Source organism: Kitasatospora sp. NPDC038210 (assembly GCF_055600605.1).
Genome location: NZ_JBVJYK010000004.1, coordinates 50,402 through 68,165, shown reverse-complemented (window position 1 = coordinate 68,165; position 17,764 = coordinate 50,402). Strand labels below are relative to the sequence as shown.

Annotated in this window: 17 protein-coding genes; 7 read left to right on the top strand and 10 right to left on the bottom strand. The window is 74.7% G+C overall.

Translation table 11 applies throughout. The features are described 5' to 3' along the window. Positions 1 to 165 precede the first annotated feature (165 nt). The 7 genes from pheA to ACZ7KX_RS09420 form a co-directional block, all read right to left on the bottom strand. Positions 166 to 1,101, bottom strand: a complete 936-nt coding sequence (gene pheA / locus ACZ7KX_RS09450) for a prephenate dehydratase (RefSeq protein WP_470325978.1) — start codon at positions 1,099 to 1,101, stop codon at positions 166 to 168. A 135-nt stretch (positions 1,102 to 1,236) separates the two neighbouring features. Then, positions 1,237 to 2,568, bottom strand: a complete 1,332-nt coding sequence (gene efeB, locus ACZ7KX_RS09445) for an iron uptake transporter deferrochelatase/peroxidase subunit (protein ID WP_470325977.1) — start codon at positions 2,566 to 2,568, stop codon at positions 1,237 to 1,239. Between the two features lie 14 nt (positions 2,569 to 2,582). Next, a complete protein-coding gene (locus tag ACZ7KX_RS09440; RefSeq protein WP_470325976.1) occupies positions 2,583 to 4,592 on the bottom strand; it encodes a copper resistance CopC/CopD family protein in 2,010 nt (669 codons plus the stop codon). A gap of 12 nt (positions 4,593 to 4,604) precedes the next feature. Next, on the bottom strand, positions 4,605 to 5,111 hold the full coding sequence (locus ACZ7KX_RS09435; RefSeq protein WP_470325975.1) for a copper chaperone PCu(A)C: 507 nt from the start codon (positions 5,109 to 5,111) through the stop codon (positions 4,605 to 4,607). Next, complete coding sequence (locus ACZ7KX_RS09430; protein WP_396551147.1) at positions 5,111 to 5,788, bottom strand: SCO family protein; 678 nt, start codon at positions 5,786 to 5,788, stop codon at positions 5,111 to 5,113. The genes ACZ7KX_RS09435 and ACZ7KX_RS09430 overlap by 1 nt, the downstream gene beginning before the upstream one ends. Before the next feature lie 77 nt (positions 5,789 to 5,865). Then, positions 5,866 to 6,621, bottom strand: coding sequence for a YcnI family copper-binding membrane protein (locus ACZ7KX_RS09425; protein WP_470325974.1), 756 nt, complete (start codon positions 6,619 to 6,621; stop codon positions 5,866 to 5,868). 199 nt (positions 6,622 to 6,820) lie between these two features. Continuing rightward, a complete protein-coding gene (locus tag ACZ7KX_RS09420; RefSeq protein WP_470325973.1) occupies positions 6,821 to 7,669 on the bottom strand; it encodes a hypothetical protein in 849 nt (282 codons plus the stop codon). Positions 7,670 to 7,899: 230 nt separating this feature from the next. On the opposite strand from ACZ7KX_RS09420, the gene ACZ7KX_RS09415 reads away from it, so the two are divergent. The 3 genes from ACZ7KX_RS09415 to ACZ7KX_RS09405 all read left to right on the top strand — a co-directional run bounded on the left by ACZ7KX_RS09415 (position 7,900) and on the right by ACZ7KX_RS09405 (position 10,182). Beyond that, positions 7,900 to 8,535 carry an ATP-binding protein gene (locus ACZ7KX_RS09415; protein WP_470325972.1) on the top strand — a complete coding sequence of 212 codons (636 nt, stop codon included), beginning with the start codon at positions 7,900 to 7,902 and terminating at the stop codon, positions 8,533 to 8,535. Between the two features lie 85 nt (positions 8,536 to 8,620). Beyond that, positions 8,621 to 8,851 carry a hypothetical protein gene (locus ACZ7KX_RS09410; RefSeq protein ID WP_350523729.1) on the top strand — a complete coding sequence of 77 codons (231 nt, stop codon included), beginning with the start codon at positions 8,621 to 8,623 and terminating at the stop codon, positions 8,849 to 8,851. Positions 8,852 to 8,874: 23 nt separating this feature from the next. Further along, positions 8,875 to 10,182, top strand: coding sequence for an amidase (locus ACZ7KX_RS09405; protein WP_470325971.1), 1,308 nt, complete (start codon positions 8,875 to 8,877; stop codon positions 10,180 to 10,182). Here ACZ7KX_RS09405 and ACZ7KX_RS09400 read toward each other — a convergent pair. Beyond that, a complete protein-coding gene (locus ACZ7KX_RS09400; protein WP_470325970.1) occupies positions 10,179 to 10,820 on the bottom strand; it encodes a TetR/AcrR family transcriptional regulator in 642 nt (213 codons plus the stop codon). The genes ACZ7KX_RS09405 and ACZ7KX_RS09400 overlap by 4 nt on opposite strands. 175 nt (positions 10,821 to 10,995) lie before the next feature. Here ACZ7KX_RS09400 and ACZ7KX_RS09395 point away from each other — a divergent pair, with 175 nt between their 5' ends. The 3 genes from ACZ7KX_RS09395 to ACZ7KX_RS09385 all read left to right on the top strand — a co-directional run bounded on the left by ACZ7KX_RS09395 (position 10,996) and on the right by ACZ7KX_RS09385 (position 13,661). Then, complete coding sequence (locus ACZ7KX_RS09395) at positions 10,996 to 11,889, top strand: alpha/beta hydrolase (protein WP_470325969.1); 894 nt, start codon at positions 10,996 to 10,998, stop codon at positions 11,887 to 11,889. Positions 11,890 to 11,903: 14 nt separating this feature from the next. Continuing rightward, positions 11,904 to 12,521, top strand: a complete 618-nt coding sequence (locus tag ACZ7KX_RS09390; RefSeq protein WP_470325968.1) for a TIGR03086 family metal-binding protein — start codon at positions 11,904 to 11,906, stop codon at positions 12,519 to 12,521. A gap of 318 nt (positions 12,522 to 12,839) precedes the next feature. Further along, positions 12,840 to 13,661: a protein phosphatase 2C domain-containing protein gene (locus ACZ7KX_RS09385; RefSeq protein WP_350523734.1), complete on the top strand. Its 822-nt coding sequence runs from the start codon at positions 12,840 to 12,842 to the stop codon at positions 13,659 to 13,661. A 130-nt stretch (positions 13,662 to 13,791) separates the two neighbouring features. Here the strand turns inward: ACZ7KX_RS09385 and ACZ7KX_RS09380 are convergent, their stop codons facing one another. Continuing rightward, complete coding sequence (locus ACZ7KX_RS09380; protein WP_396551161.1) at positions 13,792 to 14,751, bottom strand: pirin family protein; 960 nt, start codon at positions 14,749 to 14,751, stop codon at positions 13,792 to 13,794. Between the two features lie 196 nt (positions 14,752 to 14,947). Continuing rightward, the gene (locus ACZ7KX_RS09375; RefSeq protein ID WP_396551162.1) at positions 14,948 to 15,451 is read right to left on the bottom strand and encodes an SseB family protein; all 504 of its coding nucleotides are present in this window, start codon (positions 15,449 to 15,451) and stop codon (positions 14,948 to 14,950) included. A 213-nt stretch (positions 15,452 to 15,664) separates the two neighbouring features. Here ACZ7KX_RS09375 and ACZ7KX_RS09370 point away from each other — a divergent pair, with 213 nt between their 5' ends. Further along, positions 15,665 to 17,494, top strand: a complete 1,830-nt coding sequence (locus tag ACZ7KX_RS09370) for an acyl-CoA dehydrogenase (RefSeq protein WP_396551164.1) — start codon at positions 15,665 to 15,667, stop codon at positions 17,492 to 17,494. Positions 17,495 to 17,764: the final 270 nt, after the last annotated feature.

Here is a 17,764-nt window from a genome sequence, read left to right as displayed (position 1 = left end):
CCTGTGGATAACTTCCGGCTGTGGACAGCGGGGAGGCCTGTGGACAGCGGCCGCCGTCGTCGGACCGGCCTGTGGATGACGGGTGCGGTCGTCCGCCCCGCCTGATCGGACCGATCCAAAACGGTCGGAAAAGGTCGGAAAGACGGAAGGTGTCGCTCGGGTGTCTCAGATGTCCCCGCGCCCGTCGAGCGCACGGGAGAGCCAGTCCGCCGCCGAGCTGAAATCCTCGTCCGAGGTCCCCGGCCGCCGGTGGGTGGACACCTGCCGGTCGGCGCGCGGGTAGGAGCCCAGGTACCGCACCTGGGGGCAGATCCGCTTGAGCCCCATCATCGCCTCGGCCACCCGGCGTTCCGAGAGGTGGCCCTCGCAGTCGATCAGGAAGCAGTAGTTGCCCAGGCCCTCACCCGTCGGCCGGGACTCGATCCGCATCAGGTTGACCCCGCGCACCGCGAACTCCTGCAGCAGCTCCAGCAGCGCGCCCGGGTGGTCGTCCGGCAGCCATACCACCATCGAGGTCTTGTCCGCACCGGTCGGCGAGGAGACCCGGCCCGGGCGCCCGACCAGGACGAACCGGGTGGCGGCGCTCTTGGCGTCCGCGATGTCCTTGACCAGCGGGTCCAGCCCGTAGATCGGCGCCGCGAACTCGCCCGCGAAGGCCCCGTCGTAGCGGCCCTCGGCGACCAGCCGGGCGCCGTCCGCGTTGGAGGCCGCCGACTCCCAGGTCGCCTCCGGCAGGTTGGCCGCCAGCCAGCGGCGCACCTGCGGCTGGGCCACCGGGTGGCTGGTCACCGTCTTGATCCCGGACAGCTCGGTGCCCGGCCGGACCAGCAGCGCGAAGGCGATCGGCAGCAGCACCTCCCGGTAGATCATCAGCGGTGCGCCGGAGGCCAGTTCGTCGTTGGTCGCGGTGACCGCGCCCTCCACCGAGTTCTCGATCGGCACGAACGCCCCGGCGGCCTCTCCGCAGCGCACCGCGTCCAGCGCCAGCGCCACCGAGGACAGCGGCACCAGCTCGCGGGTCGCCGCCTCGGGCAGGGTGTGCAGGGCCGCCTCGGTGAAGGTGCCGGCCGGGCCGAGGTAGGTGTAGCGGGTGGCCGACATGACGCCTCCGTGGGAACTCGGTGCTGCCTGGACGGGTGGTGCCGAAACAGTCACCCTAACGATTCCGCGGCCCCGGCAGGAAAGCGTTCCACGGGCCGGGACCACCTGTGGTAGCGGCCGCGCGGCCGCCGGGCGCTACCCGTCCAGCAGCTGCTGGCCGAGGTGGCCGCCGACCGGCGCGGCCGGGGGCACCGCGTACACGCCGCTCGCCTCGTGCCGCAGGAAGCGGGAGAGGCCGTCGCCCCGGGAGAGCTTGCGCTGCACCGGGGTGAAGCCCTTGCGCGGATCGGCCTGGAAGGCCACGAAGAGCAGCCCGGCGTCCGGCGAGCCGTCCGGCAGCAGCCCGTCGTGGTACGAGAAGCCGCGCCGCAGCATGGCCGCCCCGCCGTTGGCCGCCGGCGCGGCGACCCGGATGTGGGCGTCGGAGGGGATCGCCAACGCGCCGTCCGGGCCCTGCGCGGACAGGTCGACCGGGGCGTGCTCGCCGGCCCCGGCGGGCGTGCCGAGCGGGGCGCCGTCCGCCTTGCGGCGTCCGATCACCCGCTCCTGCCGGTCCACCGGGAGCGCCTCCCAGTGGTCCAGCAGCATCCGGATCCGCCGGAACACCAGGTACGAGCCGCCGGCCAGCCAGCCCGGCTGGTCGCCGCCGGCGGCGCAGAACACCTTGGCGGCGAAGCCGTCCTCGCCGGGCTTCGGGTTGTTGGTGCCGTCGACCTGACCCATCAGGTTGCGGCCGGTCACCGGCTGCGCGGCGGCCCCGGGGGTGCGGGCGAAGCCGGCCGACTGCCAGCGCAGCGCCGCCGCCCCGGCCGCCAGCCGCTGCAGCACCCGGAGGGCGTGCACCGCCACCAGCGCGTCGTCGGCGCCGATCTGGACGAACAGGTCGCCGTCGCCGCGGGCCGGGTCGAGCGCGTCGCCGGGGAAGGCGGGCAGCGGTTCGAGCCCGGGCGGGCGGCGGTCGGCCAGTCCGGCCTTGTCGAAGAGCCCGGCGCCGAAGCCGACCGTGAGGGTGAGCGAGCAGGGGCCGGCGTCCAGCGCGACCTGGTTGTCGAACTCCTCGGCAGGCTCCCCGGCGGTCAGCCGCTCGGCGGCCTTCGTCCAGCGCTGCAGCAGGGCGCGCAGCCCGTCCCGGCCCGCCCCCTCGACCAGGTCGAAGGCGGCCAGCTGGACCCGGGCCTGCTGCGGTTCGAGGATCCCGGCCTGGTGCTCGCCGCGGAACGGCACCCGGGCGGCGCCGAGCGCGCCGCCCGGGGCCGCCGCGCCGGTGGTGCGGTCGGCCCGGTCCAGGGCGACCGCCCCGGCGACGCCGGCCCCCGCGCCGACCAGCAGTCCGGCGCCGGCGGTGCCGAGCAGGGCGCGCCGGGTGAAGCCCGCCCGGTCCGCCGGGGCCTGCTCGGCTGGGGCCCGCCCGTCCGCCGTCCGTCCGCCCGGGGCCGGTTCGGCCGCGGCCGGTTCCGTCGTCGTCACGTCGTCCACCGCCGTCAGCCGATCTTGAACTGCTGGGTCGGGGTGGTCTGGTCGATCTCCGAGGAGCGGACCTGCACCGACACCACCCAGGTGCCCGCCAGCGGCAGCTGCGCGGTGCCGCTCCAGCGGCCGGTGCCCTCCGGGGTGAGCGCCACCGGCAGCGGGCCGAGGTCGCGGTCCGGCAGCGTGAAGGCCAGCTGCACCTCGGGGACGTCCACCGGCTGCCCGTCCGCGCCGTCCAGCGCGAGCTTCACCTCGTTCGGGCCGGTCCGGGCCGGGTTGAGGGTGACGGTCGCGGTGCCCTTGGCGTTCGGCGTCCGGCCCTTGGTGTCGTACGGGAGCTTGAGCTCGACGGTGCGTCCCGGCTCGGTCTGCGGCGCGGCCGCGGCCCCGTCGGCGGCCGGAGCGGCGGCCCCGGCCGTGATCTCGCCCGCCACCCGGCCGGGCGGGGAGTTGGTCAGCATCGTGGTGACCACCAGCACCGCCACCGCGACGAGGGCCTCGACCAGCACCGAGCGGCGCAGCCCGGCCCGGTTCGGGGTCAGCCCGCGCTCGCGCCCGGCGCTCTCCCGGGCGGCCCGCTGGCGGTCCAGCTGCGCCCGGCGGACCGGGTCCTCGCTGTGCGCCGCGACGCCGACCGGCTCCGGCACCTCGGCCTGCTCGACCTCCGCCGCCTCGGCCGGGGCCGACCGCAGCCGGGCCAGCCGGCTGCGCGAGATCCAGGCGACGCCGAGCATCACGACCACGCAGCCGCTCTTCACCAGCAGCAGCCGCCCGTACTCGGTGCCGGTCAGCGCGCTCCAGCTGCCCAGGCCCCGCCAGGACTGGTAGATCCCGGTCACGGCCAGCACGGCCACCGAGCCGAAGGCGATCTTGGAGAAGCGGTCCACCACGTCGGCGCCCACGCCCTCGCGCAGCGCGGCCAGGAGTGCGGCCAGCCCGCCCAGCCAGAGCGCCATCGCGATCAGGTGCAGGATGCCGAGCGGCAGCGCCAGCCAGACCTGGATGCCCACCGAGGCGTGGTCGGCGCCGACCCAGGTCGCCGCGAGGGCGACCGCCAGCACCAGCCCGGCCACCCCGAGGCCGAGCCGGGCCTCCCGCTGCGGCCGCTCGGCGGCCCGCTGCTCCAGCTCGCGCAGCTCGGCGGCCTCGGCGTCCTCGCCCCCGCCGTCGGCGCGCCGGTCCTCGGCGGGCTCGGCGGGGAGCGGCCGCGGCGGCTGCCCCAGCTGGCCGACCAGCAGGGACAGGAACACCCCGCCCGCCGCGAGCAGCAGCAGCCGGGCGGCGAGTGCGGTGCCGATCCGCTCGTCCAGGGTGGCGCGCACCAGCGACAGGTCGAAGGCCTGCCCGATCCCCGAGCCGCGCTCGTACGGCCCGCGCAGCATCAGCACCGCGACGGTGGAGACCAGCAGCGCCGTCCAGCCGGTCATCAGCAGCCGCTGCACCGGGCGCCGGGCGGTGCCGGCCGGCCAGCAGATCAGAACGAAGGCGGCGACGCCGGCCAGCAGCGCGAACGCCGCGTACGCGACGGTGCGCCCGGTGCCGTACAGGGCGGCGACCAGGCCGTCGGCCTTGGCGCCCTGCAGCGCGCCGGCCGACACCGAGGTGTCCGAGGGCGCGCCGATGGAGAAGGTGAACGCCCCGCCGACGGGGTGCGAGTCCTCCGAGACGGCCCGCCAGGCGACGGTGTACGTGCCGTTGGCGAGCCCGCCCTTCAGGCCGACCCGGGCGGTGTTGCCCTTGCCGTCGGCGTGCGCGGGGTTGCCGGTGTCCACGGCCTTGCCGGCCGGGTCGAGCACCCGCACGGAGTCCGAGGAGAGCGACACGGACTCGCTGAACGTCAGCGTGACCTCGGCCGGGGCGGTGGCGACCACCGAGTTCTGCCGGGGGTCGGTGGAATCCAGGGTGGCGTGCGCGGAGGCCGGTCCGGCGCCCGCGAGCATCAGCGCGAGCAACGCGCCGAGCATTCCGAGCACCCCGGCGATCCGGCGGTGCGAGGCCTTCTCCAGGCCGGCCGACTGCATGGTGACGGTCCCCTAACTCTGGCCGGGGCGGTAGGTGAGCTCCTTGACCGGCACCTTCACCGCAATGGTGCCGGACTTGGCGAAGGTGAGGTCCAGTTCGAGCTCGTCGCCGAGTGCGGGGGCCTTCTGCCAGCCCATGATCATGAGGTGGGTGCCGCCGCGCGCGAACTGCAGCGCGCCGTGCGCGGGCACGTCCAGACTGTCGACCTGCTCCATGCTCGACGGGGTCGAGCGGTGCATGGTGACCGACTCGGCGCCGGGGCTGGTCACCTTGACCAGCTCGTCCCGGCCGCCGTCGTTGCGGACGGTCAGGTAGCCGGCGGCCATGCCGCCGGCCGGGGGCAGCGGGATGTAGGAGTCGGCGACGCTGAGCCTGGCCGGCCCGCTGCCGGCACCGCTCGGGTCGCCCTGGCCGCCCGTTCCGCAGGCGGCCAGGATGGCGCCGCCGCCCAGGACGGTGGCCAGCACCGCACCCGTGAGGGCGGTCCGCCGGAAGCGGTGCGTTCCGTTGCCCGCCATTACGCCGCGACCCCCTTGGCGAGCAGCGCCAGGTCGTGCTCGTAGGTCTTCTCCTCGGTGCCGCTCATGTAGAGCACGTGCGCCTTGTCGTCCGAGGGGAGGAAGGCCAGCACCTGCGCGCCGTGGGTCGAGGTGACCGTGCCGTCCGCGTTGACCACCGGGTCCTCGATCATGATGCCGAGCGACTTGGCGGCGGTCTTCACCTTGGCCAGGTCACCGGTGAGGCCTATGAAGTCGCTGCCCATCGAGTCCAGCCAGGTGCGCAGCACCTTGGGGGTGTCGCGCTGCGGGTCGGTGGAGACGAACACGACGTTGATCTTCTGCCGGTCCTCCGCGGGGAGCGCCTTCATCGCGACGCCGATGTCGCCCATGGTGGTCGGGCAGACGTCCGGGCAGCTGGTGTAGCCGAAGAACAGCAGGGTGGCCTTGCCGTTGGTCTGCTGCCGCAGGTCGAAGGGCTGCCCGGAGGTGTCGGTCAGCTGGAGGTCCGGCTTCTCGAAGTTCTTCGCAAGCTTGGTGCCCTGGTACGGGGTGTTCTCCTTCTGCTGGGTGACCTTCGCGGCGGTGGAGTCGCCGCCGGAGGAGCCGCAGGCGGACAGGGTCAGGGCGGCGGTCAGCGCGAGGGCGGCCGCGCCGGCCAGGCGGGCGGTGCGGGCGGGACGGGCGGTGCGGGACATGCGGGTTCCGATCGTGCGCGGTGGGCCGCCGGCGGGGCCGTACCCGTGGTGGGGGTACGGCCCCGCCGGCGCGGGGGTCAGGAGGCGGAGCCGCCGTTCTTGCGACGCAGGCCGAGCACGCCGACGGCGGTGCCGATCACGCCGACCACGATGCCGACCACCCCGAGGGTGCGGGCGGTGGAGTCACTGGCCTTGCTGCCGCTGTCCGAGGAGGCGGCGTGGTCCGAGCTGTCCCCGTGGGCGCCCGGGGCGGGGGAGGCGGTGACGCCGTGGGCGTCGTCGCCGGCGGCGGCCTTGGTGAGCTTCAGGACGGGCGCGGGCTTGGCCGGCTCGGGCTGGCCGTCCTTGCTCTCGTCGATCCAGCGGACGACGTCGCCGTTGTCGTAGCTCTGCAGGGCCTTGAAGACCAGGCTGTCCGAGTCGGTCGGCAGCGGGCCGAGCGAGACCCGGAACTCCTGGAACTGGCCGGGGGCGATCTTGACGCCGGCGTCCGCGGTCCAGGTGATCTTGGAGACGGCCTCGTTGACGTCGTTGCCGTGCACCTTGATCGGCTTGTCGAGCTTCGACTTCTCGATCGTGGCCGTCCAGCCCGGCATCGGCAGGGTCCGGACCGAGGCCAGCGGGTGGTCCAGCGGGAGGTTGACCTCCAGCTTCACCGTGCTCGCGGTGTCGCTCTCGTTCGGCACCCGGAAGTCCACGGCCGTGTAGCCGCCCTGCGGGGCCGCACCCGGGTTCACGGTGACGTGCGCGAACGCGGGGCCGGCCAGCGCCACCACGGAGGCGGCGGCGGTCAGGGCGACGGCGGCGAGACGACGGGCGGGAAGGGAACGCATGATGCGGGGTCTCCGATCGGAGTTCGGCGGCAGGCCGGGGCCGGGCGACGGACCGGGCCGCGCCTCGGCCGCGCTTGTGGTGCCGCGCGTGGGGACGTGTGGGGGCAGAGCCTCGGGCCGGACCCGGTGGTCGGGAAACGGCCCGGACGGTGCGCACACCCGCGCCCGGCACGGCCCGCAGGCCACCGGGGATCGCGGATCAGTACGCGAAGGCCCCGCACGGCGGACCGCGCCGCACCACGCTGTGCCGCAGCACGGCACCCGCCGGGAGCGGGCTCTCGCCGCCCCGGGCCCCGAACCGGCGGACCGGGCCGGCCACGCCGAACAGACCGCGCAGCAGCACGGCCACCAGCGCGAACGCCGACCGCAGCGGCGCCGCCCAGTGCTCCCGGGCCGCCGTCGCCGCCACCCGCAGCAGGCGCCACAGCGCCGCCTCGCCGCGCCGCAGCCACCAGCCCGCCACCAGCGCGGCGGCCAGGTGCCCGGCCAGCATCGCCGGGGTCATCCCGAACACGCCGGTCTGCCACCACGGTGCGGTGGCGAACGCGTGCGGGTCCAGGCCGGCCGAGGAGACCAGCTGCTCCGGGGTCGGGTTGCCGGGCAGGCCGACCAGCGTGCCCGGACGGGCCTCGTTGCAGATCAGCCGACCGGCCACCTGCGGAACGGTCATCGCGCCGGAGGCGCCGTGGTGCATGCCCGACATCGCGGAGGAGCCCGTGAGGCCGGTGAAGCCGCCGAAGCCGCCGAAGCCGTGGAAGAGGACGTGCAGACCGAGCTGCCCCGCGCCCAGCGCCCCGGCGATGCCCGCCAGCGAACGCTCCCGGCCGCCGCAGGCCGCGGCGAACGCCAGCACCGCGGCGAAACCCGCCGCCAGCGCGGTCACCGGCACGTTCCCGCCACCGGCCAGGGCGTGCCCGGCGGCCGCTATCAGCGTGCAGACCAGCGCGAACGGGACGGCCCGGGCAAGCCGCAGGTCCCAGGCGGCGGACCCCGCCGGCTGGGCCGGTCCGGGGGCGCCCGGGGACGGGGCGGCGGCGAGGGCAGTCATGGCCGGGCCATCCTCTCATTGCGTACGCCGCCGACACCGGCAGGGTGGGAAATCCCTACGAATGCCCCTTTCGGCGGCGGCGTGCAGGACGGGGTGTGCGCCGCTCGGCACAGACCCCGTCCCCCAGTCCATCCGCCGAACGGGCGGTAGCGGCCCCCGGGCACGGTTCACCGCCGAATCGCCCGGAGATACCTAGTTGTATGTGGAGCCGCAGCCAGGAGGGACCTCCCGTGGACATCTGGTGGACTCTGCACCTCAAGCGCGATCCGGCCAGCGTGCCGCTGGCCCGGCGCATCCTGCTCGGTGCCATGGCGACGGCGGGCGTCGACCCGCAGATCGCCGACGACCTCGGCGTCGCCCTCAGCGAGGCCTGCGCCAACGCGGTCGAGCACGGCGCCACCGGGCGGCCCGACGACGGCTTCCAGGTCACCGCGTCGATCAGCGGCGACCGGCTGCGGATCGAGGTCACCGACTCCGGGCCCGGCCTGCCCGCCCCCGCGGCCCCGCCGGTCCGGCGCCCGGCCGCCGCCCCGGGCCGCCCGGCCGCGACGGGCCGAGCGCCCCGCCGCTCCCGCCGCGGCCGCGCCACCGTCCCGGCCCGCGTCCTCACCGGCCACCGCCCCCGCCGCGACGACCACCCGTACGACACCCACGTCCTTCCCCGCCGCCCCACGGCCCCCACCCTCCGCCCGGTCGACCTCGACACCCTCCCCGACCTCACCGCCGAATCCGGCCGGGGCCTCTTCCTCATCCACGCCCTCACCGACCACGTGCAGCTCCGCAACCACCCCCTGCGGGGGGCCATCGTGAGCTTCGACAAGATCCTCAAGTGGCAGGACGACGCGCTGCTGCGGGCCGCGTCCTGAGCGCGCTCGCGGGCCCCCGCGGGCGTCGGCGGGGCGTCCTCCTCCCGGGTTGCCGGGGGTTTGAGCGAGCCGGACGATGGGGGGCATGAAGCACCAGATGCGAGCCGAGTACGGCGCCGGCGGTGCGGCCGAGGGGGTACGGCTGTGGCACGTGGTCCGGGGCGAGGAGAGCGTGGCGATGTGCGGCCGGGAGCTCGATCCGCAGGCGCCGGTGCGGGACGCGGTGGACTGGGGGAAGACTCCGGAACTGTGCTGCCACACCTGCGGGGCGTACTTCCTGCGCGAGGCGCCGTACCTGTCGGCCGAGCACCCGTAGCCGCCGGTCCGGAGGTGCCCGGCATGGAGGAGCCCCTCGTCCGGCCGCGGTCGTTGGCCGGCGACGCCGCCGGGCTGCGCGCGGGCCGCCCGGAACTGCCCGAGTACGTCGACCGCTTCTGTGCGCTGGTCGAGCGGGTGGACCCGCTGATCCACGCGTTCGTGCCGGAGCCCGGGCGCCACGACCGGCTGCGGGCGCAGGCGGGGGAGCTGGCCGCGCGGTACCCGGACCCGGCCGGGCGGCCGCCGCTGTACGGCGTGGCGGTGGGGGTCAAGGACGTCGTGCACGTGGACGGGCTGCCCACGCACGGCGGGTCGGCGCTGCCGCCCGGGGTGCTGGCCGGGCCGCAGGCCGCGGTGGTGGACCGGCTGCGCGCGGCGGGCGCGCTGGTCGCGGGCAAGACGGTGACCGCCGAGTTCGCGGCGAGCGCCCCCGGGCCGACCCGCAACCCGCACCACCCGGGGCACACGCCGGGCGGCTCCAGCAGCGGTTCGGCGGCGGCCGTCGCGGCGGGGCTGGTGCCGCTCGCGGTCGGCACCCAGACGGTCGGCTCGGTGATCCGCCCGGCCGCGTACTGCGGGGTGGTGGGCTTCCGGCCGACGTACGGGCGGATCCCGGTCGACGGCGTGATCCCGAACGCGCCGAGCCTCGACACCCTGGGGGTGTTCACCGCCGACCTGGCGGGCGCGGCGCTGGCGGCCCCGCTGCTCTGCGACGACTGGCGGCCGGCGGCGGACGGTGCCGGGCCCGTGCTCGGGGTGCCGGACGGGACGTACCTGGAGCACGCCGAGCCGGCCGCGCTGCGCGCCTTCGAGGAGCAGCTGGAGCGGCTGGCTCGGGCCGGGCTGACGGTGCGCCGGGTCGAGCTGTTCCCCGACTTCGCCGAGGTCGGCCGGCGGTTGCAGGCGGTCAACCGCTTCGAGATGGCCCGGAGCCACGCCGACTGGTTCGCCCGGTTCGGCGGCCTCTACCGGCCGGAGACGGTGGCGGGCATCCGGGTCGGCCGGGGCGTCGCGCCCGAGGACCGGGCGGCCGGGCTGCGGTTCCGGGAGCGGCTGCGCGAGCGGGTGGCCGGGGCGGGTGCGGAGGCCGGGGTGGACCTGTGGCTGGCGCCCTCGGCGACCGGCGGGGCGCCGGAGGGCCTGCACGGCACCGGCGACGCGGTGATGTCGCTGCCGTGGAGCTTCCTGGGCCGGCCGGCGCTGAGCCTGCCGGCCGGGCGGACTCCGGGCGGGCTTCCGCTGGGCCTCCAGGTGGTCGGTGCGGAGGGCGGGGACGAGCGCCTGCTGGCCCAGGCGGCGGAGCTGGAGCGGGTGCTGGCGGAGCGTTAGGCGAGCGCCGGGTCGGCCGGGTCGGTGGCCGCGGCGCGCAGCAGGCGCAGCAGGAGGCGGCCGGCCCGTTCGTACGGGGTGGTCTCGTCGTGCAGCACGGCCTGGGAGTTGGCCGCCTCCAGGACCGCGATCAGGGCGAAGGCGAGGTCCCCGAGGTCGGTGTCCGGGCGCAGGGTGCCGGCGGTGCGGGCTTCGGCGAGGGCCTCGACGATCGTGTCGGACCACTCCCGGGCGCAGCCGGCCAGGGCGTCCCGGACGGCGCCGGGGCGGGCGTCGAACTCGGCGGTGACCTCGTGGAAGAAGCAGCCGCCCGGGAAGACCCGGGCGCGCGAGTAGCCGAGCCAGCCCTCGCACAGGGCGCGGACCCGGGGGAGGCCGGGCGGGGTGTCGGCGACCGGGGCGACGACGGCGTCGGCGAAGATCCGGCGGGCGGCGCGGACGGTGGCGAGCTGCAGCTCCTCCTTGGAGCCGAAGCCGGCGAAGACGCCGCTCTTGCTGAGTCCGAGGTCGGTGGCGAGCCGGCCGATGGAGAGCGCGTCGAGGCCTTCGACGGAGGCGATGCCGACGGCGCGGTGCAGGACCGCCCGGCGGGTCTCCTCGCCGCGCAGGACCCGTCCGTCCGTGGTCGTTCGGGCCATCGTCCGCCCCCGTTCTCGTCGCTGTGCGTGTCGCCCAGGGTAGTGCGTGGGCCGGTCCGCGGCCGTGGAACTGTTCCCAAAACTGCACGAACGGTCGTGCTAATATCTCGCCGCGAGCACGAGCACCACGGCCCCACCCCGCCAGGAACACCCGTCCGTACGACAGGGAGACCCGATGGCCCCGGCCCAGGCACCGATGGCACCGAAGGCACCCAAGGCACTGATCCGCACCGTCCTCAACCCCGCCGCCCGCATCGCCCCCGGCGCGGCCGGGCGGGCCGCCTACCAGCTGTTCGTGCACCCGTTGCGGCGCAGCCGGGTGCGACCCCCGGAGGCGGAGGTCCACCGACGGGCCGTCACCGAGCGGCTCACCGTGAACGGCAAGCCGGTGGTGGGCTACCGCTGGGGCAGCGGCGAGCGGCCGGTCCTGCTGCTGCACGGCTGGCGCTCCCGGGCCTCCCGGTACGCGCCCCTGGTGCCCCGGCTGCAGGAGCTCGGCCTCAGTGCCGTCTCCTTCGACGCGCCGGGCCACGGCGACTCCGGAGGCCGGACCACCGGCGTGCCGGAGTTCCGCGAGCTGGCGTTGCGGCTCCAGGAGCGGTACGGGCCGTTCGAGGCCGTCGTCGCGCACTCGCTGGGCGTCTGCGCCGCCTTCGGGGCACTGGCCGACGGCCTGCGGGCGGGCCGGCTGGCGGCCGTCGCCGGGGTGTCCCGGGTCGGCTTCTTCCCGGCCGCGTTCTGCGCCGGGCTCGGTCTGAACGCGGAGGTCGAGGGGGCGCTGCGGGCCCGGATCGAGCGCGAGCTGTTCGGCGGGGACGCCGGTGGCTGGGAGCGCTACGACGCGGCCCGCCGGGCGGCGGAGGTCGACCTGCCGGTCCTGGTGGTGCACGACGAGGACGACGACGTCGTCCCGCTGGGCCAGGCGCACCGGCTCCGGAGGGCGTACGGGGAGCGGCTCGACCTCGTGGTCACCCGGGGGCTCGGCCACCGTCGGATCATCGCGGAGCCGACCGTCGTCGACCGGGTGGCCGGATTCCTGGCCGCGGGCCTGGAGGTCGCAGCCGGATGAGTACCCTCGACCGCATGGAGATCGTCGAGCTCGTCGAACTGCACGCACGCTCACTGGAGTTGGCCGCCGGGGTGGTCGACGGCGTCCGGCCGGAGCAGCTGGACCTGCCGACCCCGTGCGCCGGCTGGACGCTGCGCCACCTGCTGGCGCACGAGATCGGGCAGCGCCACGGCTTCGCGGCGGCCGCGCGCGGGGCGGGCCCGGATCCGGCGCTCTTCGCGCCCGTCCCGGTCGGACCGGACCCGGCGGGCACCGTGCGCCGGACGGGCACCGAACTCACCGCCGCGTTCCGGGACGCGGCCGCGGCGGGCCGGGCGCTCTGGCTGCCCGAGATCCGCGACGGCGGCCCCTTCCCGCTCGACCGGGCGGTGGGCTTCCACCTGCTCGACACCCTGGTGCACGGCTGGGACCTCGCCGCCGCGCTCGGCACGCAGGACCGGCTGGTCGAGCGGGTGGAGGGCGACGGGGAACTGCTGTCGGTGCTGGAAGCGGTGACGGACGCCGTCCCGGACACCCCGGAGGCGCGGGCGCCGGGACGGGCCTTCCGTCCGGGCCTGCGGCCCGGCGACGGCACGGGCCGGTTCGAGCGGGTGCTGGCGCTGCTCGGCCGCGATCCCGCCTGGAAGGGGTAGGTCAGCTCCGGTCGCGCTGCTCGTCCGGGAAGCGCGGGCCGCCGATCAGGTACAGCAGTGCGGCCGTCGGAAAGCCGAGCGAGGCGGCCACCAGCACGATGAACTGCCAGAACATCTTCCGCTCCTCGTCAGTCACGGGCCGCCCGGGCACTCGAAGGTGATCCCAAACCCGACCCGCCCCGATTGGCCGAATTGTCCGGTCACTTTCCGACGGTATGGCCGAATCACCCCGGCTGCCACCGGGCGCCGGGCCCCGGCCCGGCGCCCACCGGCGCAGGGGTCTGGGCGCGGGCCGGTGGCGGCGGCCACACTGTCGGGATGCAGCTACAGCTCGCAGGGGAAGCACGGCGGCCCGACCGCGAGAGCGAGGACTTCGCGGCGGCCTCGCCGGAGGCGCTGGTCCTGCTGGACGGCGCGAGTTCGCCGGCCGGCCTGGAGTCCGGGTGCCGGCACGGGACGGCCTGGTACGTCCGCCGACTGGGCGTGCACCTGCTCGCCCGGCTCACCGACCGGGCGGACCGCTCGATCGCCGAGTGCCTGGCCGACGCCATCGCGGAGACGGCCGCGCTGCACGGCGGCCGTTGCGACCTGGCCCACGCCAACACGCCCGCCGCGATGGTGGTCGCGGCCCGGCGGCACGGCGAGGCGCTGGAGTACCTGGTGCTCGGCGACTCGCTGCTGGTGCTGGAGTTCAAGGACGGCCCGCCGAAGGTGATCGGGGACAACCAGCGCTTCCCCGGCGGGGAGGAGCTGCGGCGCCAGATCTGGGCGACCGTGCCCGGCTCGGCCGAGCGGGCGGCGCTGCACCTGGAGTACGCGCTGGCCGTCCGCGCCGCCCGCAACCGGGGCAAGGGCCCGTGGATCGCGGCCGCCAGCCCGCGCGCGGCCGAGCACGCCGAGACCGGCTTCGTCCGGCTCGACCGGCTGCACGCGCTGGCCGCCCTCACCGACGGCGCCTCGCGCTTCACCGAGCGCTTCGGGCTGGGAAGTTGGGGCGATGTGCTGCGGCTGCTCGCGGAGTCGGGCCCGGGCGAGCTGATCGCCCAGGTCCGCGCGGTGGAACGGGCGGACGCCGCCTGCGAGCGCTGGCCGCGCGGCAAGGCCCACGACGACGCCTCGGCCGTGTACGCGCTGCTGTAGACCGCGCCCGGCCGCCGCGACGGCCGGGCCGTCGCGGCGGCGGGTCCGCGCAACGACGCGACGGCGGGCCGGCCGAAGGCGGGACCCTCGGCCGGCCCGCCGTGCCGGTGGCCGGAGCCACCGGTCGGGCCTACTTCCCGGAGGCCGGGACGGTGCCGAGGCGGCCGGCCTGGAAGTCCTCCATGGCCTGCTGCAGTTCGCGGTGGCTGTTCATCACGAACGGCCCGTACCAGGCGACCGGCTCGCGGATCGGCAGGCCGCCGAGCAGCACGACCTCGAAGTTGGCGTTCCGGGAGTCCTGGCTCTCGTCGGCGCGGATGGTGATCGAGTCGCCGTCGCCGAACAGGACCGCCTGGCCCGTGCCGAACGGGCGGCGCTCGGCGCCGGCCGAGCCCTTGCCGGCCAGGCCGTAGGCGAGGGCGTTGAAGTCGGAGCGCCAGGGCAGGGTGATCTGGGCGCCGGGGCTGACCGAGGCGTGGATCATGGTGATCGGCGTGTGGGTGGCGCCGGGCCCCTGGTGGCCGTCGAGCTCGCCGGCGATCACCCGCAGCAGGGCGCCGCCGTCCTCGGTGCTGAGGAGCTTGACGCTGCCGCCGCGGATGTCCTGGTACTTGGGGGCGATCATCTTGTCCGAGGCGGGCAGGTTCACCCACAGCTGGAGGCCGTGGAAGAGGCCGCCGGACATCACCAGCGACTCCGGCGGGGTCTCGATGTGCAGCAGGCCGGATCCCGCCGTCATCCACTGGGTGTCGCCGTCGGTGATGACGCCGCCGCCGCCGTGCGAGTCCTGGTGCACGAAGGTGCCGTCGATGATGTAGGTGACGGTCTCGAAGCCGCGGTGCGGGTGCCAGGGGGTGCCCTTGGGCTCTCCGGCCGCGTAGTCCACCTCCCCCATCTGGTCCATCATGATGAACGGGTCGAGGTACTTGGTGTCGATCTTGGCGAAGGCGCGGCGGACGGGGAAGCCCTCGCCCTCGTAGCCCTCGGGGGCGGTGACCACGGTGCGGACCGGGCGGGCGCTCGTGACGGCGGCGTCCGGCGTGGTGACGCGCGGGAGGGTCAGCGGGTTGTCGACGGTCACGGCGGGCATGTCGGCCTCCTTCGAGGGGGTGTTCTGCGGCCTACGTCCACGAGATTAGTTCAATCCTCAACAACAAGCAAGTTGAAAGTTGAACCATATGTCGACGGAGGAGCGCGGCTCCTCCTTCTCCAGGATGGGTCGGGCGTGGGTCCGGCGCACCGCGGGCCGGCCGTGCGTCGGGGCGGTCGTCGGCCGGGGGCGGCCGTCAGCCGTACATGCGGCGCATGGTGAAGTCGACCATCTGCTCGACGGCCTTGGCGTCGAACACCATCCGGTGCTCGCCCTCCATGTCCAGCGCGAAGCCGTAGCCGGTCGGCAGCAGGTCCAGGACCTCGGCGCCGGTGACGGTGAAGTGCTTGGAGTCCTTGCCGGCGTAGCGGCGCAGCTCCTTCAGCGAGCTGAACATCGGGATCACCGGCGTCGGGGTGTTGTGCAGTGCGAGGAAGCCGGGGCGGTCGCCGCGCGGGCAGTGCACCTTCGAGGTGATGAAGATCGCCTGGAAGTCCTCGACCGCCATCGAGCCGGTGGTGAAGGCCCGGACGGCGTCCGCCAGCGACGGCGGGGACGGTTCCGGGTAGAGGGACTGCTGCGACCCCGGCGCCTGCGCGCCGTAGGCGTCGGGTCCGGGCATGCCGTTCATGCCCGGCTGCGGACCCGCCTGCTGCTGGTAGGGGTCTCCCGGGTATGCGTTCTGGTCATATCCGTACACACGGACAGGCTAGCGGGAGCGCACCCGCCCGCGCTGGCGCCGATCCTGACAAGGAGTGGTCGCCCCGACTGTGGGACGTGACCACGTTCATAGCGGATTCACCGCCGAGGGCTTGCCCAAGTTACCGCTGGGTAGCATCATGATGCCTACTGGTGGGTACGGGGCGCCCGAACGCGGCGGTCTCCCGGAAGCGACGAACCGGAGAAAACGGCCATGGGTCACTACAAGTCCAACCTGCGGGACGTGGAGTTCAACCTCTTCGAGGTGTTCGGCCGCGAGCAGGTCTACGGCACCGGACCGTTCGCGGACATGGACGTCGAGACCGCGAAGAACATCCTGAGCGAGATCTCGCGCCTGGCCGAGAACGACCTCGCCGCGTCCTTCGTCGACGCCGACCGCAACCCGCCGGTCTTCGACCCCGAGACCAACACCGCCCCGATCCCGGCCACCTTCAAGAAGAGCTACCAGACCTTCATGGACGCCGAGTGGTGGCGTCTGGGCATCCCGGAGTCGATCGGTGGCCAGGTCACCCCGAACTCGCTGATCTGGGCCTTCGCCGAGCAGATCCTGGGCTCGAACCCGGCCATCTGGATGTACTCCTCCGGCCCGGCCTTCGCCGGCGTCATCGCCGAGGAGGGCACCCCGGAGCAGCTGGAGGTCGCCAAGCGGATGACCGACCGCCTGTGGGGCTCCACCATGGTCCTCACCGAGCCCGACGCGGGCTCCGACGTGGGCGCCGGCCGCACCAAGGCGATCCAGCAGGAGGACGGCTCCTGGCACATCGAGGGCGTGAAGCGCTTCATCACCTCGGGCGAGCACGACATGTCCGAGAACATCATCCACATGGTCCTGGCCCGCCCCGAGGGCGGCAAGCCGGGCACCAAGGGCCTGGGCCTCTTCATCGTCCCGAAGTTCGACTTCGACTGGGAGACCGGCGAGCTCGGCGAGCGCAACGGCGTCTACGCCACCAACGTCGAGCACAAGATGGGCCTCAAGGCCTCGAACACCTGCGAGATGACCTTCGGTGCCAAGCACCCGGCCAAGGGCTGGCTGCTCGGCGAGAAGGTCGACGGCATCCGCCAGATGTTCAAGATCATCGAGTTCGCCCGCATGATGGTCGGCACGAAGGCCATCGCCACCCTCTCCACCGGCTACCTGAACGCCCTGGAGTACGCCAAGGAGCGCGTGCAGGGTGCCGACATCTCGCAGTTCCTGGACAAGACCGCCCCGCGCGTCACCATCACCCACCACCCGGACGTGCGCCGCTCGCTGCTGACCCAGAAGGCCTACGCCGAGGGCATGCGCGCGCTGGTGCTGTTCACCGCGTCCACCCAGGACGACATGATGGCCGCCAAGCTGCGCGGCGAGCACGACGAGGCCGCCGAGCGCCTGAACGACCTGCTCCTGCCGATCGTCAAGGGCTACGGCTCGGAGAAGTCCTACGAGCAGCTCGCCCAGTCCCTGCAGACCTTCGGTGGCTCCGGCTACCTGCAGGAGTACCCGATCGAGCAGTACATCCGCGACGCCAAGATCGACACCCTGTACGAGGGCACCACCGCCATCCAGGGCCAGGACTTCTTCTTCCGCAAGATCGTCAAGGACGGCGGCCAGGCGCTCACCGCGCTGTCCGAGCAGATCCAGAAGTTCCTCGGCTCCGCCGCCGGCGGCGACGCCCTGGCCGCCGAGCGCGAGCTGCTCGCCAAGGCCGCGGGCGACCTGGAGGCCATCGTCGGCAAGCTGCTGGCCGACCTGACCTCGGTCGAGCAGGACGTCAAGAACATGTACAAGGTGGGCCTCAACACCACCCGCCTGCTGATGGTCTCCGGCGACGTCGTCGTCGGCTGGCTGCTGCTGCGCCAGGCCGCGGTGGCCCTGGCCAAGCTGGAGGCCGGCGCCTCGGAGAAGGACGTCCCGTTCTACCAGGGCAAGGTCGCGGCCGCCCGCTTCTTCGCCAAGAACGTCCTGCCGACCGTCGCGCCGCAGCGCGTGATCGCCGAGGGCATCGACAACGAGATCATGGAGCTGGCGGAGGAGGCCTTCTAAGGCCACCACCCTTCCGACCGCCTGACACACCCTCACACCGAAGGGCCCGGCTGCCACCGGGCCCTTCGGTGTTCCCCGGGGCTGCGCCCGGCCGTTTCCGCCGGACCGTCACCTGCCCCGGTGCGCGCCCGGCCGCCGTGTCGCCGGCGCCGTGCCGCCGCGTCGGAGCCGCCCCGCCGACCCGTTGCCGGCGCCCCGCAGACGCGTTGCCGGCGCCCCGTCGGCGCCCTGCTCGCGCTCCGACGACCGTGCGCGACCAGGGACTATCCG

Coding starts and splice junctions, on each gene's coding strand:
- pheA (WP_470325978.1), bottom strand. CDS start 1,101: ATGTCGGCCACCCGCTACACCTACCTCGGCCCGGCCGGCACCTTCACC.
- ACZ7KX_RS09440 (WP_470325976.1), bottom strand. CDS start 4,592: ATGCAGTCGGCCGGCCTGGAGAAGGCCTCGCACCGCCGGATCGCCGGG.
- ACZ7KX_RS09435 (WP_470325975.1), bottom strand. CDS start 5,111: ATGGCGGGCAACGGAACGCACCGCTTCCGGCGGACCGCCCTCACGGGT.
- ACZ7KX_RS09430 (WP_396551147.1), bottom strand. CDS start 5,788: ATGTCCCGCACCGCCCGTCCCGCCCGCACCGCCCGCCTGGCCGGCGCG.
- ACZ7KX_RS09425 (WP_470325974.1), bottom strand. CDS start 6,621: ATGCGTTCCCTTCCCGCCCGTCGTCTCGCCGCCGTCGCCCTGACCGCC.
- ACZ7KX_RS09420 (WP_470325973.1), bottom strand. CDS start 7,669: ATGACTGCCCTCGCCGCCGCCCCGTCCCCGGGCGCCCCCGGACCGGCC.
- ACZ7KX_RS09410 (WP_350523729.1), top strand. CDS start 8,621: ATGAAGCACCAGATGCGAGCCGAGTACGGCGCCGGCGGTGCGGCCGAG.
- ACZ7KX_RS09405 (WP_470325971.1), top strand. CDS start 8,875: ATGGAGGAGCCCCTCGTCCGGCCGCGGTCGTTGGCCGGCGACGCCGCC.
- ACZ7KX_RS09400 (WP_470325970.1), bottom strand. CDS start 10,820: ATGGCCCGAACGACCACGGACGGACGGGTCCTGCGCGGCGAGGAGACC.
- ACZ7KX_RS09395 (WP_470325969.1), top strand. CDS start 10,996: ATGGCCCCGGCCCAGGCACCGATGGCACCGAAGGCACCCAAGGCACTG.
- ACZ7KX_RS09390 (WP_470325968.1), top strand. CDS start 11,904: ATGGAGATCGTCGAGCTCGTCGAACTGCACGCACGCTCACTGGAGTTG.
- ACZ7KX_RS09385 (WP_350523734.1), top strand. CDS start 12,840: ATGCAGCTACAGCTCGCAGGGGAAGCACGGCGGCCCGACCGCGAGAGC.
- ACZ7KX_RS09380 (WP_396551161.1), bottom strand. CDS start 14,751: ATGCCCGCCGTGACCGTCGACAACCCGCTGACCCTCCCGCGCGTCACC.
- ACZ7KX_RS09370 (WP_396551164.1), top strand. CDS start 15,665: ATGGGTCACTACAAGTCCAACCTGCGGGACGTGGAGTTCAACCTCTTC.